The sequence below is a fragment of the Pseudoxanthomonas sp. JBR18 genome (genome assembly GCF_028198165.1).
Classification (GTDB): Bacteria; Pseudomonadota; Gammaproteobacteria; order Xanthomonadales; family Xanthomonadaceae; genus Pseudoxanthomonas_A.
In genome coordinates this window covers 4,436,942-4,450,759 of the sequence record NZ_CP116339.1, presented here as the reverse complement: position 1 = coordinate 4,450,759, position 13,818 = coordinate 4,436,942, and the positions used below count along the sequence as shown (strand labels likewise).

The window sequence follows — 13,818 nt, the reverse complement described above, 5'->3', positions numbered from 1 at the left end:
TGAACGGCCGCCGGGCTGCCAGCGGGTGCAGCCGGTGGTGCGCTGCGGTACGCTTTCCTGCTTTGCAGCTGCGTCCGAAGCCTCCCGCCATGTCCGCCGTTCCCGAAACCCACGCCTACGACCCCAAGCAGGTCGAAACCTCCGCGCAGCATTTCTGGAACGCGACCCGGGCCTTCGAGGTCAGCGAGACCTCCGACAAGCCCAAGTACTACTGCCTGTCCATGCTGCCGTATCCGTCCGGCGCGCTGCACATGGGCCATGTGCGCAACTACACCATTTCCGACGTCATCAGCCGCTACAAGCGCATGACCGGCCACAACGTGCTGCAGCCGATGGCCTGGGACGCCTTCGGCCTGCCGGCGGAGAACGCCGCGATCAAGAACAAGACCGCGCCGGCCAAGTGGACCTACGCCAACATTGCGCACATGCGCGAGCAGCTCAAGTCGCTGGGCTACGCCATCGACTGGACGCGCGAATTCGCCACCTGCTCCCCCGAGTACTACGTGCACGAGCAGCGCATGTTCACCCGCCTGTTGCGCAAGGGTCTGGCCTATCGCAAGGCCTCGGTGGTGAACTGGGACCCGGTGGACCAGACCGTGCTGGCCAACGAGCAGGTCATCGACGGCCGCGGTTGGCGCTCGGGCGCACTGGTGGAAAAGCGCGAGATCCCGCAGTGGTTCCTGCGCATCACCGACTACGCCCAGGAACTGCTGGACGGCCTGGATACGCTGGACGGCTGGCCCGAGTCGGTCAAGACCATGCAGCGCAACTGGATCGGCCGCTCCGAAGGCCTGGAGATCCAGTTCAACGTGGAAGGTGGGCATGACCCGCTGATGGTGTTCACCACCCGCCCGGACACGCTGATGGGCGTGACCTTCGTGTCGATCGCCGGCGAGCATCCGCTGGCGCTCAAGGCCGCCGAGACCCATCCGGAGCTGGCCGCGTTCCTGGAGCAGCTCAAGCTGGGCGGCGTCTCCGAGGCCGAGCTGGAGACCCAGGAAAAACGCGGCATGGACACCGGCCTGAAGGCCGTGCATCCGATCAGTGGCGAGACCGTGCCGGTGTGGGTCGCCAACTTCGTGCTGATGGGTTATGGCACCGGCGCGGTGATGGCCGTGCCCGGCCACGACCAGCGCGATTTCGAGTTCGCCACCAAGTATTCGCTGCCGATCGTGCAGGTGATCGAGCTGAAGGAACCGCGCAACGAGGCCGAGGCCAGCTACGACGCCACCGAGTGGCGCGACTGGTATTCGGACAAGACCCGCGAGTTCCAGCTGGTCAATTCGGCCGAGTTCGACGGACTGGATTTCCGCGGCGCCTTCGAGGCGCTGGCCGAGCGCTTCGAGCGCAAGGGCCAGGGCCAGCGCCGCGTCAACTACCGTCTGCGCGACTGGGGCGTGAGCCGCCAGCGCTACTGGGGTTGCCCGATCCCGGTGATCCATTGCGAAAGCTGCGGCGCGGTCCCGGTCCCGGACGACCAGTTGCCAGTCGTGCTGCCGGAGAACGTGACCCTGGACGGGGTGAAGTCCCCGCTGAAGGCCGACCCGGAGTGGCGCAAGACCACCTGTCCGGAGTGTGGCGGCGCGGCCGAGCGCGAGACCGACACCTTCGACACCTTCATGGAGTCCAGCTGGTACGTGGCGCGCTACACCAGCCCCGGCGCGGCGACGATGGTCGACAAGCGCGCCAATTACTGGATGCCCGCGGACATGTATGTCGGCGGCATCGAGCACGCGATCCTGCACCTGATGTACTTCCGCTTCTATCACAAGCTCATGCGCGACGCGCGGCTGGTGGACAGCGACGAGCCGGCCACCAGCCTGCTCACCCAGGGCATGGTGATCGCCGAGACCTATTACCGCGAGAACGCGGATGGCTCGAAGGACTGGATCAACCCGGCCCTGGTGGACGTGCAGCGCGACGAAAAGGGTCGCATCGTGGGCGCGACCCTGGCCGCCGACGGCCAGCCGGTGCAGATCGGCAGCGTCGAGAAGATGTCCAAGTCCAAGAACAACGGCGTGGACCCGCAGGCGATGGTCGACAGGTTCGGTGCCGACACCGTTCGCCTGTTTTCGATGTTCGCCGCCCCGCCCGAGCAGTCGCTGGAATGGAACGAGGCGGGCGTGGAAGGCATGTCGCGTTTCCTGCGCCGGCTGTGGACCCAGGCCCAGCGCCATGCCGAGGCCGGCACTGCGCCGGCGCTGGATGTGGCTGCGCTGAGCGCCGAGCAGAAGGCGCTGCGCCGCAAGACCCACGAGACCATCGTCAAGGTCGGTGACGACTACGGCAAGCGTCACGGCTTCAATACCGCCATCGCCGCAGTGATGGAGCTGTCCAATGCGCTGGGCAAGTTCGACGACACCAGCGAGCAGGGCCGCGCGGTGCGCCAGGAAGCGCTGGAGGCGGCGGTCTTGCTGCTCAACCCCATCACCCCCCACTCCAGCCACGCGCTGTGGCAACTGCTGGGCCACTGCGAAACGCTGCTGGAGGACCTTGCCTTCCCGCAGGCCGACCAGTCCGCGATGGTGCGCGATTCGGTCACCCTGGCGGTGCAGGTCAACGGCAAGTTGCGCGGCACCATCGAGGTGGCCGCCGATGCGCCCAAGGACCTGATCGAGTCGCTGGCCAAGGCCGAGCCCAATACCGCCAAGTTCCTGGAAGGGGTCGCCATCCGCAAGGTGATCGTGGTGCCGGGCAAGATCGTCAACCTGGTCGTCGGGTGAGGTCTCAAGCCGCGTTCACGCTGGGTGGGGCAGTCTCTTGGCCCGTCCAGTTGCCGCCCTTGGGCGCCTCGTCCAGACTCTCTGCCATGAATCCGACCCCGACGTTGCGGCTGCTGGCCGTCATCCTGCTCGCCGTTTCGCTCAGCGCCTGCGGCTTCCACCTGCGCAGCAAGATCGCCCTGCCGTCCGATCTCGGGCCGGTGAAGGTGGCCGCGACCGACGCTTACAGTCCGCTGGCGCGTGATCTGTCCGTCGGGCTGCGTGGCGCGGGCGCGATTCCGGCGGACGACGCCAAAGCCAAGGTCGCCACGCTGGACATCATGTCTGAGCGCTGGGGAGACCAGCCGATCGCGCTGGACGAGCAGGGGCGTGCGCTTGAATACAGCCTGCGTTACGCAGTGATCTTCCGCTTCACGCGTGCCGATGGCAGCGAACTGGTCCCCCAGCAGGTGGTCGAGCTCTCCCGCGACTACGTCGCCGAGGCGACCAACCTAACTGGCGCGACCTCGGAGCGGGAAATCCTGGCCGACGAACTGCGGCGCGACATGGCCCAGGCCATCCTGCGCCGGATCGATGGCGTGGTGCGTGGCGTTGGCCGTCCGGGCGGTGCGACCATCCACGCCGCGCCCGTCGACGAACCCGTCGCCCCGACGCCCTGACATGGAGTTGCCTGCCGACCGGCTAGCGACGCAGGGGGCCGAAGCCGCACTGGCGCCGGCCTACCTGATCGCAGGGCCTGAGGCTCTGCTGGTGCTGGAGGCGGCCGATGCGATCCGCGCCCGGGCCCGGGCCGAGGGCATCGCCGAACGCGAAGTGTTCGATGTGGAAGGGCGTGAAGTGGATTGGACTGGCCTGCAGGCCAGTTTCGATGCGCCCAGTCTGTTCAGCGCCCGGCGCCTGGTCGAGGTGCGCCTGCCGACCGGCAAGCCCGGCAAGGAAGGCGCCGAGGTGATCAGTGCCTTCTGCGCGCGCCCGCCGCAGGACGTGGTGCTGCTGGTCACCGCTGGCGAATGGAGCAAGGCGCATCGCGGCAAATGGGCCGACGCGATCGAGCGGATCGGCGTGCTGTCGATCGCCTGGGCGATCAAGCCCCACGAGTTGTCCGGCTGGGTCCAGGCGCGCTTGCGGGCCAAGGGTTTGCGCGCCGAACGCGATGCCATCGCCAGCCTGGTGGAACGGGTGGAAGGCAATCTGCTGGCCGCCGCGCAGGAGATCGACAAGCTGGCCCTATTGGCCCAGGGGCAGACCCTGGATCTGGCGACGATGGAATCGTTGGTGGCCGATGCGGCGCGGTTCGACGTGTTTCGATTGATCGAGGTCACCTGGTCGGGCAATGCCGCGCTGGCCTCGCGCATGCTCCAGGGCCTGCGCGCCGAGGGCGAGGCAGTGGCGGCGTTGATGCCGATGATCGTGCGCAACCTGCTCAGTACCGCCCAGTTGGCCCGCACCGCCGAGCGGGGCGGCAATCTGGCCGCCGAGATGAAGGGGCAGGGGATCTGGGAAAGTCGGCAGGCACCGTTCAAGCGTGCGCTGCAACGGCACACCAGCGCCGCACGCTGGGCGCGTCTGGTGGCCGAGGCCTCGCGCATCGACCGCATCGCCAAGGGCCGCGCCGAAGGCGACGCCTGGGTGTCGCTCGAACGCCTGCTGCTGGCCATCGCCGATGGCGCCGCCACGCGCCTGGTGGCCTGATTCCGCGCTTGACCGGAGCGCGGCCCAGCGAGAACGCCCATGCAGACGCCGGTCCCACTTACGCTGATCTACGGCGGCACCTTCGACCCGTTTCATAACGGGCACCTGTCCATTGCGCACGCCGCCGGGCGTGCCCTGGACTGTACCGTCACGCTGGTCCCTGCCGCCGACCCGCCCCACCGAGCACCGCCGGGCGCCAGTTCGGTCCAGCGTCTGGCGATGCTGGAAGCCGTTGCCCTCTCAGATCCGCTGCTTCGCGTGGATCGTCGGGAACTGGACCGGCCAGGTCCCTCCTACACGGTCGACACCTTGCGCGGCTGGCGTGGTGAGCTAGGCCCGGAGGCGCCGATGGCGCTGCTGATGGGCGCGGACAGTTTCCTGGCCCTGAGCACCTGGCATGCGTGGGAGGCGCTCCCGGGGCTGGCCCATCTGGTGATCGCCGATCGTGGCGAATCGGAACTGTCCACGATGCCCGCACCACTGGCCCAGGCCATGCGTGGGCGCTGGGTCGACGACCCCGCCGCCTTGCGCGCGGCTCCCGCGGGGCGGGTGATGGCGCTGCACCAGCCGCTGCAGGCCGAATCGGCCACCGAGGTGCGCCAGCGGATCGCCACGGGGCGGAACTGGCAGGCTCTGCTGCCGCCGCCTGTCGCCGCGTTCATCCAAGCCCACGGTCTCTACGGGGCGTCGGCGCTATAATCGCGCCCTGTCGATCAGCCAAGTCTCTCTTTTGTCCAGCCAAGCCCAAGTCATCAAGACCCGTCTGCCCAGTCCGCCTCCTGCGCTACCGGACCTGCTCGCCACCGTGCATGCAGCCGTCAATGAGCTCAAGGCCAAGGACGTCGTCGAGATCGACGTGCGCGGCAAGTCCAGCGTATCCGACTATCTGGTCATCGCCTCGGGGACTTCGACGCGGCACGTCAAGTCGATCGCCGACGAGGTGGTCAAGTTCGCCAAGAAGCTTGATGTCATGCCGCTGGGCGTGGAGGGTGAACGCGAGGCGGAATGGGTTTTGGTGGATCTGGGCGATGTGATCGTCCACATCATGTTGCCGCGCGTCCGTGAGTTCTATGCGTTGGAGCGCCTGTGGACCGTTGGCGACCAGCCGCCGGAAGAACTGGAGTGAGCGTTTAAGGCGTGAGCGGCCAGCAGAGCGCGAGTCCGCTCGATCGCGATGATCGCAACTCGCCCCAGCACGCTGTGCTGTTCTCCACTCGCGTCCGGCGCTAGGTATGAAAGCCCGACTGATTGCCACCGGTGAGCGCGCGCCTGGCTGGGTTGCGCAGGGCTTTGCCGAATACCAGAAACGCCTGTTGCACTGGTTGCCGTTTGAACTGGTCGAAGTCACGCCCGGGCTGCGCGGGAAGCACCGCGACGCGCAACGCGCCATCGAGGACGAGGGCCAGCGCGTGCTGGCGGCGTTGCCCAAGGGCGCGCACATCGTCGCGCTGGAAGTGACCGGCAAGCCCTATTCGTCAGAACACCTGGCCCAGCGCCTGGAGCACTGGCGCGGTCAGGGCCGTGACCTGGCGTTCCTCATTGGGGGTCCGGAAGGCCACGCACCGGACGTGCTGGCCGCCGCGCATGAGACCTGGTCGATCGGCCCGCTGACCCTGCCACACATGATGGTGCGCCTGATCGTCGCCGAGCAGTTGTATCGCGCTGCGGCGATGCTCGCCAATCACCCCTATCACCGTGCCTGAAATCGAAGCGCCGGGACATGGCCCGGCGCTCCGGCATCGCACGCTGCGTAGATCAGCGCAGGCGGAAGTCCACCGGGACCCGACCGTAGGCCTGGACCGGATGACCATCCTGCATGGCGGGCTGGAACCGCCAGTTGTCCAGCACCTGCTGACGCGCGGCGCGATCCAACTCCCGATCGCCGCTGCTAGTCTCGATCACCACCTCCAGCGGCTTGCCGTCCACGTCCACCAGCACGCGCAGCATCACCGTGCCTTCTGAACGGCGGGCGATGGACGCGCGTGGATAGCGGGGCGCGGGCGCACTGACGTAGGACAGGTGTGAGGCGCTGATCGGGCCCGTTGACGGTGCCGGCGCGGCGCTGGTGGGTGCTGCAGGCGCGATGGTGGCCGGTGGCGTCCATGGCATCGGATCTGCCTGGGTGATCTCGACCGGTTCGGGTGCAGGTGGGGAAACGACCGGCGTGGCCGTTGTCGGTGTGCGTGGGGCGGCGATGGGGGGCTTGGGATCTGCCGGCGGCGGCGCCGTCACGGGCACCTCGACCGGCTTTTTGATGATTTCCAGCTGAGGACGCCGATCGGGCAACCGCTGGGCCAGTGGGGGTAGGGTGGCGGGAATCAACAACAGCATGAGCGCCACCGCGTGCACCAGGATCGCCGTGGCGATCCCGCCAATGCGCGCGGGGTTGAGCCCGGCCTCTGTGTCATGCGGATACGTGCGAACCATGGACCACCTCCGGTGTCTGGACATGTTTCGGAATCAACGCACGACCGCCGCGAAGGGGGTTGCGACGGCCGCGCTTCCGACTCTGCGCGTTGGAACCTGGCAAGGCAAGTGGCTGCGCGCCCCTGCGCGTGGTTAGCGTCCCAGTTCGAACACCGCCTCGATGCTGACGCTCAGCGTGGTTTCGCCGGGGGAGACCGGGGTGCTGTCGGCCTCCTTGGCCCGGGCCATCATCATCATCGGGTAATCCCCTCGCAGGAGGTTGGCCCGGAGGCTGGCGCGGCCCGGTGCCGGCATCGCACAGCTTCAGATCCGACATCGCCGACAAGGCAAGGTCATTGCTGAGCGAGGGCTCACTCAGGATGAAGAAGAGGTGTGGCCTGCCGATCTACGTTTGGGCGACCATGTGTCGTTCAGCCTGCGCCTGTGGTTACGGCGGCGCGATGATAGGTGACGCAAATTCGAGCGGAATTCATTCGCCCTCTTGAAACTTGAGGAAGTTTCGATCCGTGGATCATCTGAGTTGTCGTTGCTCAGTTACCCCGGAGCAATGCACTCAGCCTGAGAGCAGGGTTTCGCAGAGCATTAAAAAACGCAGCACAAGCCATCATGCTTCACCCTCAGCCAACGCCTTGATCAGCGGCTGCAACAGGGCTTCATATGGTGCCCACTTTGGTGTCTGGCGGGCCTGGATTCCGGCGCGGATCTGGACGGCACTGGCCGTTACCACACCGCGCTCGCGGTTATCCAGCTCCAGCATGGCCGGATCAAAGTCCAGCTCGCAGAAGTCGCAAACCTCGCGCAATGTCGCCTCTGGATCATTCACCAATCGGGAATAGTCCACATCGAGGATGCGTCCAGGGAAGCGTCGATGCCAATGTGCCATCAGGCGTTGATACTGTTTGTAGTAGCTGGCCAGCTCCGTCATGTCGTAGCTGTAGGGATTCGCGCCGGAAAACAGCTCGCGCAAGTTGGAAAAGCAGGTCTCGATCGGGTCGCGCATCATATGCAGGATCCTGGCCCGTGGCAGTGCTGACGCGATGAAGCCGATATTGAGGAAGTTGGATGGCAACTTGTCAGTGAAGAACGCCTCGCCTCGCAGGCGCCATGCAACGCCACCAAGGTAGCGCTGGCCGGCGACCTTGAGGTCGGCGTGTGCGGCGCGTCGGATCAATTCGAGATCGACCACGCCAGGGCAATGGTGATCAGTCACGTAGCGCATAGCGCTGGTGAAGTCGTACAACTCTCCAATTCCACGCACCTGTGGTGAGCCGTCAAGCAGTTGTTCGAGCAAGGTGGTGCCAGAGCGGTGCATGCCCACGATGAAGATTGGCTTCGGTCCAGTTTCCTGCACCGGCACAGGCGTCATTACAGGTGAGTAATTGATCAGGGCGTCCATCAGTTTGATGGTATCCGTGGAGGAATACCTGAGTGCCGCGCGTTTGGCATGGCAGCCCAGCATTAAGGCATCCCAGGCGCCAGCTATGTCACCGAGATCGTCCAGCTCCTTGTGCAGGGCGAAGCCCAGCAAGGCAACGTCTTCATGCTTGCGATGTGGGCGTGCAAGTTCCGCACGGATGGCGTCGACGTGATTTGCATTGGCCTGTTGCTTGCGTAGCGGAGCCTGTAGCCACCATCCCTGCGCGATTTCAGGCGCGCGTCTGAGTGCGCGCAGGACATCCTGTTCGGCCTCGCGAAAGCGACCGAGATAGGTCAAGACCTGCGTCCTTGCCAACAAGGTCGTCGGAAAGTCAGGGTCAGCGCGCTTGGCCTCGTCCAGTAACGTGATGGCTTCTTCCGGTAGGTTGACGTAGCTCAGATGCGCAGCTGCCTTGATCAACACGGGAATGGGGATGCGGGACAACGGCATCATGCGCCGTATGCATTCACGCAGGGCCGGCACCTCGTTGAAGGTGCGCAGACGTGGGATCAGCTCCATCAAGACGCTGGGCGAGTTGGTACCGGTGGCGTAGGCGCGCAGCGCATGCTCATGCGCAATACCGTAGTGCCCCAGCATTGAGTGCAAATACGACAGCTGCATCAGCGTGGTGGCGTCATCCGGTCTGAGCAGAAGCGCTTGTCCGAAGAGGGCAAGCGCCTCCGGAAACTGACCTCGTCCCGCTGCAGCTTCGGCCAAGGCGTGGAGCTCCGTATAACTAGGCACGTGGGACATTCGCACCGCGCTCCTGTTCGAGTAGCGCTTGGAGCGGCGCCAGTTCGGATGCATAGCGCCGCCATGCACCCAACGCGCGAGTGTTCAGCGGCTCGCGCACCTGGCTGCTGCTGGCGGTAGTCACGGCCGAGCGGTTCGACGTGATGTCGGTCAATCCGTCAGCGGGCGGGAGTCCGATAAATTCAAGCAGGTGCTTAATCGTTTCGTCAGGCGTCTGCACGAGTGCTGCATAGGGCACGATACGGATAGCGCCTGGGTTCTGCTTCTGCCAGTCGTGTGCGAGTCGCATGGCCCCGGAGGTTCGCACCGCTAGCGAAGCGAAATCATAGCTATACGCATAGGCGCCTCCCTGGAACAACTCCTTGAGGTTGGAGAATGCGGCATCCATGGGGTCGCGCTCGAGGATGAGGATCTTGGCGTTGGGCAGTGCGCGTACGATCAAGGGGAGGTTGAAAAGGTTTTGCGGATTTTTGTCGATCGCATATGCAGTTGCGGATGCGTGGCGGCGCAACCGCTGGACATACAGGTGACCAACTTGCTTCAGATCGATATCGAGGAACGTCGAGGGCAGTTCCTCCTGTAGCAGCGTGCCGAAAAAGTGGTCTGATACCTCGCTGACGGCAGCCGCGAAATCGTTGCGTTCCCCAGTGCTGCTGACCCAGCCATGGTTGCCGAGGATCCGATCCAGCAAGGTCGTGCCGGTCCGGGGGAGGCCGACGATGAAGAGCGGCGTGGGTTGCGTCGGCTTGCCAGTGTCAGCCTGCGAGGGCTGGCATCCGAGTGTCTCCAGGCGGCGTAGCGCCTGGTGGTCGCGCGATGCGTCGTGTCGTGAAGCGGAAGCCATGATGCTGGCGCCGCGTTGCAGTGCCGCCCACGCCTCTGCCCGGCGATCGAGATGGTCGAGGTCGCGGAACTGCGCATAGCGCAGGTGAGCGGCTTCAATACTGCCTCTGGTGTGGCTTCTGGCGGCTGCGCGGAGACGTTCAAGTCTCAATGGAGGCGCTGGATCCCGTTCATGCGTGGCCAGGGCCCAATGCGCATCGACCAGCGCGGGTTCCACCTCGAGTGCGCGGTGGTAATGGCGGCTTGCCTCTTGCATATTGCCCAAGTAGCGCAGGACATTCGCGCGCGTGAGGAGCAGTAGCGCATTCGGCGGAAGGCGAGGTTCCACCGAGTCGAGAAAGCGCATTGCGTCCTCGTACCGTCCCGACAACCAGAGGTGCTGGGCCAGCGGGGCGGCTTGCCTCAGAATCTCTGGATCGGCCCATTCAAGCGAGAGTACCAGTGCCGCAACCTCGCCTTCCTCTGCGAAATCGAGTAGTCGCTGGGTGACGAATGCGACCAATCGGGTGCTCGCCCCCGAGCGGATGGCGTCCGCAGCCTCAATCACATGCCGTCGCGCGAGAATGTACTCATCGGAGACTTGGGCGAAGCGCGAGAGCCGCAACCGTGCCGCAATATGGCTCGCATCGAGCGCGACGACGCGCTCGTAGATCTGGCGCGCACCCAGCAGGTCGCGGGAGGTTTCCAGAGCCTGACCTTCTGCCCACAGTGTGTCTAGCGTGTTGCGCATGGAACTGAAGTTCATGTCGTAAGAATTCGCAGCATAACGGGACCAGGATGCTTACGAACAAAGAAGACGGCCGCCTTTCGGCGGCCGTCTGTCATTCTGAGGGCGCCCAAGGGCTCCGATCAGAAGTCGTATTGCACCATGAAGCGTGCGCTGCGTGGCGCCTGATAGGCGCGAGCAGAACCGTACGTGTTCAGCGGTGTGCCGTCGGTGTTGTAGCCGTTCTCCGCTACTTCATTAACCGCAATCACCTTCTGGTTGTTGAAAACATTGAACACGTCCACCTTGAATTGCAGTCCCGGCGCCCACTGAGGCGCATAAGCTACATTGAGGTCGAGCGTGTTGGTCCAGGGCAGGCGCCCGGCGGTTCCGCGCGGCACGGCGGAAACAGGACCCGAGGCGCCTAGTTCGGTCGTGCCGCAACGGAAGAAGCTCGATCCGTACGGATGTGGGCTGAAATTCGCTGCGCCGGGCTCCGGATCGAGATCCAGGTCGCCCAGGCAGTTTTTCGGCCGACCCGACTGCACAATCAGATTGGCACCGACTGACCACTCATCGGTCATCTGGTAGTTGCCGAAGATCTTGAAGCTGTGACGTCGGTCATTCGGCAGATAGCCGTAAGCATCGACCATCAGCTCCTTGTAGTCGAAGTCCTGGGTCACGCTGGTGTCGGCTTGGCCAATATCGGATTTGACCCCGCCTTCGGTATTGCCCTTGTTCCAGGACATAGTCCAGGAAGCCTGCACAAACAGGCGTTCCCAATAGCCATTCCAGAACATGTCAAGTGCCTTGTAGCTGCGCTTGGCGTCCGGCGAGAGCAGCGAGCCATCGATCTTGTATTCGGTAAGGACACCATCGTCTTCGATGTCGGTCACGTACACGGGGCTCTTGCCCGGATTGAACATGCGGCAGTAAGGAAAACCGGAGCTCGGGAGGACCGGATCGAACCCGTCTGCAACGGCCCGATCATAAATCGGCGTGTAGTCGCAGTTGTCGTCGATCGCGGCCTTGAGCTTGCGATAGGTTCCCTTGGCGCCAATCGACTGGTGCTCGGTCAGCTGCTTCTCGAAGCCAAGAATGAACTCGTCCTGGTACATTGGATCGAGGTTCTTGGCTGCAATCGTCGCGGGGTTCTTCGGTTCGCCGAATTCACCGTTGACATACTGAAGCCCGCTGCGCGGTGTCGGATCAATGGGGGCGCCGGTGACCGGGTCCACTTGGTTGAAATTGAAGTTCTGTCGCGTGAACAACGACGCGCTGGCGCCACGGACGGCCACACTGGGGGTCAGGGGCAGCGCGTAACGGCCTGCATTACCGTAGATCTTCAGGCTGGAATCGCCGTTGACGTCCCATGAGAAGCCCAGGCGCGGACCGAATTGCTTGTCGATCTTGACGTAAGACTGCCCATTGCCATTCAGATTTTCGAAGGTGTCCCAGCGCGCACCGAGGTAAGCCAGGAAGTTATCGGTGATGTTCCAGCTGTCTTCAACGTAGAAGGCCCATTGCTTGAGCTTGACGGTTGAACCCTGCTGCACGATCTGCTCGCGCACAACGTCGAAGTCGTCAGCCGTGTTCAGTTCTCCATCCGGACCCACGTTGGTGGAATAACGCCACACGCGGCCGCCTTCATAGGCCTGGCCCGCGACCGACTCGTAGTCGTCACGGTCGTAGCCGAAGCGGATCAGGTGATCGCCCAGTGCCCACTCAGCGTCAATACGATACTGATCGCGGGTGTCCTTGGAGTCCTTGCGGTCGATTGAGCCGCCGGTGATGTTGCAGGTACTACCGTAAACACCGGTCGCAGCCTTGCGTGCATCAGAGCGGGCATCAACGATGATCGGGCAGCCAGTGGCGGGCACGGCGAGGTCGCCGCCATATTCCACCAGGTCGCCGGTTGCCGTGCGCAGGTAGGTGGATCGGTCAAAAGTGCCGTGACCATACAGCGCCGTCAGGGTGAAGTTGTCGGTCAGGTAGCCAGTGTACTTGCCGATGTAATTCTCGCCGCCATTCTCGCTGTGCTGCGTGCCCACCAAGTTGCGGCGCTCCAGGCTGCCAGGATCATTGAGATAGGTGCGGCTGGTGGTCTTCCTGGTGTCGCTGAAGGCCGTGAATTCCAGCTTGTTGCTGTCGTTGATGTTCCAGTCCATCTTCAACAGCCAGTTCGGGTTGTCGACTGAATCCTTATTGTTAGTGAAGGAGTCGACATCGCCATAGGACTGGCTGTCCTTCTGGGTGTATTGAACCAGGCCATAGGCAAACAGAGTGTCCTTGACCAGCGCGCCGCTGGCCCATACCGCCCCAACCCACTGGTCCTCCTCGTCCTTTGAATTATCTTCCAGCAGTTTGCCGTAGGAATCAGGCGTCAGTGGATTGGCGTAGTAGACGTTCTTGGTGTTAGCGCGCAGGGAGTCCGGTGACCAGAACACGTTCGCACCCGCGTGGAATTCGTTCGTGCCGCGCTTTGTGATCATGTTGACCACGCCACCGGTCGAGCGACCAAATTCGGCGCCGTAGCCGCCAGTCTTGACCTGCTGTTCGGCGATTGCTTCGAAGGGAATCTGCGAGAAGTTCAGATTGCGGAACGTGTTGGTGACATTGAAGCCGTTGACGTAGTACTGGTTCTCAGCGACGGACGAGCCGCCAAAGGAAGCGAGATTGCCGAATGCGTTATCCCCACGGACGGTGCCCGGGGCGAGCAGCGCCACCGAGGTGGTGTCACGTGCGACTGGGATCCTGGCAAGTTGTTCCGCTGTCAAGACCGTGGCCGATTCCACGGATGAGACATCGATTGGATTGGCGATCGCACTCCCGCGCACGGTCACAGTGTCCAGGGTGGTGGCGTTGCTGCCGCTGGTGAAATTAACGGGGGTGCCGCCACCGATACTGACGTAGACGCCTTCGCGCGATGCAACGACGGCGCCGCTGGGGTCCTGCAACGTGACGTTGTAACTGCCGGTCGAAAGTGCAGAGAAGCGGTAGGTGCCGTCGTTGCTGACCGTTGTGCTTCGCGAAAACCCGGTGTCGGGGTTGACGATCTGAACCGTGGAGCCGGCCATAGCCTGGCCAAAAATTGCGCCCTGTGTATTGGATTGCGCAAAAACGGCAGTGCTGAAGCACATGCCGAGAGCGACGCTCAAGGCGGTGCGCTGCATCGCCTGTTTCGTACGGTTACCTGCCACAGTCTCTCTCCTGACTACAGAATGAACCAAAGGGTCCCGTGCGTCATGATTGACATC

At 63.8% G+C, this 13,818-nt stretch carries 11 protein-coding genes; 6 read left to right on the top strand and 5 right to left on the bottom strand.

Annotated elements, in window-relative coordinates; all coding sequences use genetic code 11:
- Positions 1 to 89 precede the first annotated feature (89 nt).
- The 6 genes from leuS to rlmH all read left to right on the top strand — a co-directional run bounded on the left by leuS (position 90) and on the right by rlmH (position 6,118).
- Positions 90 to 2,723: a leucine--tRNA ligase gene (gene leuS, locus PJ250_RS19910; protein WP_271646367.1), complete on the top strand. Its 2,634-nt coding sequence runs from the start codon at positions 90 to 92 to the stop codon at positions 2,721 to 2,723.
- An 86-nt stretch (positions 2,724 to 2,809) separates the two neighbouring features.
- Complete coding sequence (gene lptE / locus PJ250_RS19905) at positions 2,810 to 3,382, top strand: LPS-assembly lipoprotein LptE (protein ID WP_271646366.1); 573 nt, start codon at positions 2,810 to 2,812, stop codon at positions 3,380 to 3,382.
- Position 3,383: 1 nt separating this feature from the next.
- Entirely contained in the window at positions 3,384 to 4,415 is a 1,032-nt protein-coding gene (gene holA / locus PJ250_RS19900) for a DNA polymerase III subunit delta (RefSeq protein ID WP_271646365.1), read from the top strand.
- Between the two features lie 39 nt (positions 4,416 to 4,454).
- Positions 4,455 to 5,114 (top strand): nicotinate-nucleotide adenylyltransferase, encoded by a 660-nt coding sequence (gene nadD, locus PJ250_RS19895; protein ID WP_271646364.1) that lies wholly within the window; start codon positions 4,455 to 4,457, stop codon positions 5,112 to 5,114.
- Positions 5,115 to 5,145: 31 nt separating this feature from the next.
- The gene (gene rsfS / locus PJ250_RS19890; RefSeq protein ID WP_271646362.1) at positions 5,146 to 5,541 is read left to right on the top strand and encodes a ribosome silencing factor; all 396 of its coding nucleotides are present in this window, start codon (positions 5,146 to 5,148) and stop codon (positions 5,539 to 5,541) included.
- Positions 5,542 to 5,647: 106 nt separating this feature from the next.
- On the top strand, positions 5,648 to 6,118 hold the full coding sequence (rlmH, locus tag PJ250_RS19885) for a 23S rRNA (pseudouridine(1915)-N(3))-methyltransferase RlmH (protein ID WP_271646360.1): 471 nt from the start codon (positions 5,648 to 5,650) through the stop codon (positions 6,116 to 6,118).
- Between the two features lie 52 nt (positions 6,119 to 6,170).
- Here the strand turns inward: rlmH and PJ250_RS19880 are convergent, their stop codons facing one another.
- The 5 genes from PJ250_RS19880 to PJ250_RS19860 all read right to left on the bottom strand — a co-directional run bounded on the left by PJ250_RS19880 (position 6,171) and on the right by PJ250_RS19860 (position 13,734).
- Positions 6,171 to 6,842, bottom strand: coding sequence for an energy transducer TonB (locus PJ250_RS19880; protein ID WP_271646359.1), 672 nt, complete (start codon positions 6,840 to 6,842; stop codon positions 6,171 to 6,173).
- A 132-nt stretch (positions 6,843 to 6,974) separates the two neighbouring features.
- Complete coding sequence (locus PJ250_RS19875) at positions 6,975 to 7,136, bottom strand: hypothetical protein (RefSeq protein WP_271646358.1); 162 nt, start codon at positions 7,134 to 7,136, stop codon at positions 6,975 to 6,977.
- Positions 7,137 to 7,446: 310 nt separating this feature from the next.
- Positions 7,447 to 8,976, bottom strand: coding sequence for a tetratricopeptide repeat-containing sulfotransferase family protein (locus PJ250_RS19870; RefSeq protein ID WP_271646357.1), 1,530 nt, complete (start codon positions 8,974 to 8,976; stop codon positions 7,447 to 7,449).
- A 19-nt stretch (positions 8,977 to 8,995) separates the two neighbouring features.
- Positions 8,996 to 10,600 carry a tetratricopeptide repeat-containing sulfotransferase family protein gene (locus tag PJ250_RS19865; protein WP_271646356.1) on the bottom strand — a complete coding sequence of 535 codons (1,605 nt, stop codon included), beginning with the start codon at positions 10,598 to 10,600 and terminating at the stop codon, positions 8,996 to 8,998.
- Positions 10,601 to 10,704: 104 nt separating this feature from the next.
- Positions 10,705 to 13,734 (bottom strand): TonB-dependent receptor, encoded by a 3,030-nt coding sequence (locus tag PJ250_RS19860; RefSeq protein ID WP_271646355.1) that lies wholly within the window; start codon positions 13,732 to 13,734, stop codon positions 10,705 to 10,707.
- Positions 13,735 to 13,818: the final 84 nt, after the last annotated feature.

What these genes read in the sequence shown, in the direction of transcription:
- PJ250_RS19880 (WP_271646359.1), bottom strand. Translation starts at nt 6,842, where the DNA reads ATGGTTCGCACGTATCCGCATGACACAGAGGCCGGGCTCAACCCCGCG.
- PJ250_RS19865 (WP_271646356.1), bottom strand. Translation starts at nt 10,600, where the DNA reads ATGAACTTCAGTTCCATGCGCAACACGCTAGACACACTGTGGGCAGAA.
- PJ250_RS19875 (WP_271646358.1), bottom strand. Translation starts at nt 7,136, where the DNA reads ATGCCGGCACCGGGCCGCGCCAGCCTCCGGGCCAACCTCCTGCGAGGG.
- rlmH (WP_271646360.1), top strand. Translation starts at nt 5,648, where the DNA reads ATGAAAGCCCGACTGATTGCCACCGGTGAGCGCGCGCCTGGCTGGGTT.
- nadD (WP_271646364.1), top strand. Translation starts at nt 4,455, where the DNA reads ATGCAGACGCCGGTCCCACTTACGCTGATCTACGGCGGCACCTTCGAC.
- leuS (WP_271646367.1), top strand. Translation starts at nt 90, where the DNA reads ATGTCCGCCGTTCCCGAAACCCACGCCTACGACCCCAAGCAGGTCGAA.
- holA (WP_271646365.1), top strand. Translation starts at nt 3,384, where the DNA reads ATGGAGTTGCCTGCCGACCGGCTAGCGACGCAGGGGGCCGAAGCCGCA.
- PJ250_RS19860 (WP_271646355.1), bottom strand. Translation starts at nt 13,734, where the DNA reads ATGCAGCGCACCGCCTTGAGCGTCGCTCTCGGCATGTGCTTCAGCACT.
- lptE (WP_271646366.1), top strand. Translation starts at nt 2,810, where the DNA reads ATGAATCCGACCCCGACGTTGCGGCTGCTGGCCGTCATCCTGCTCGCC.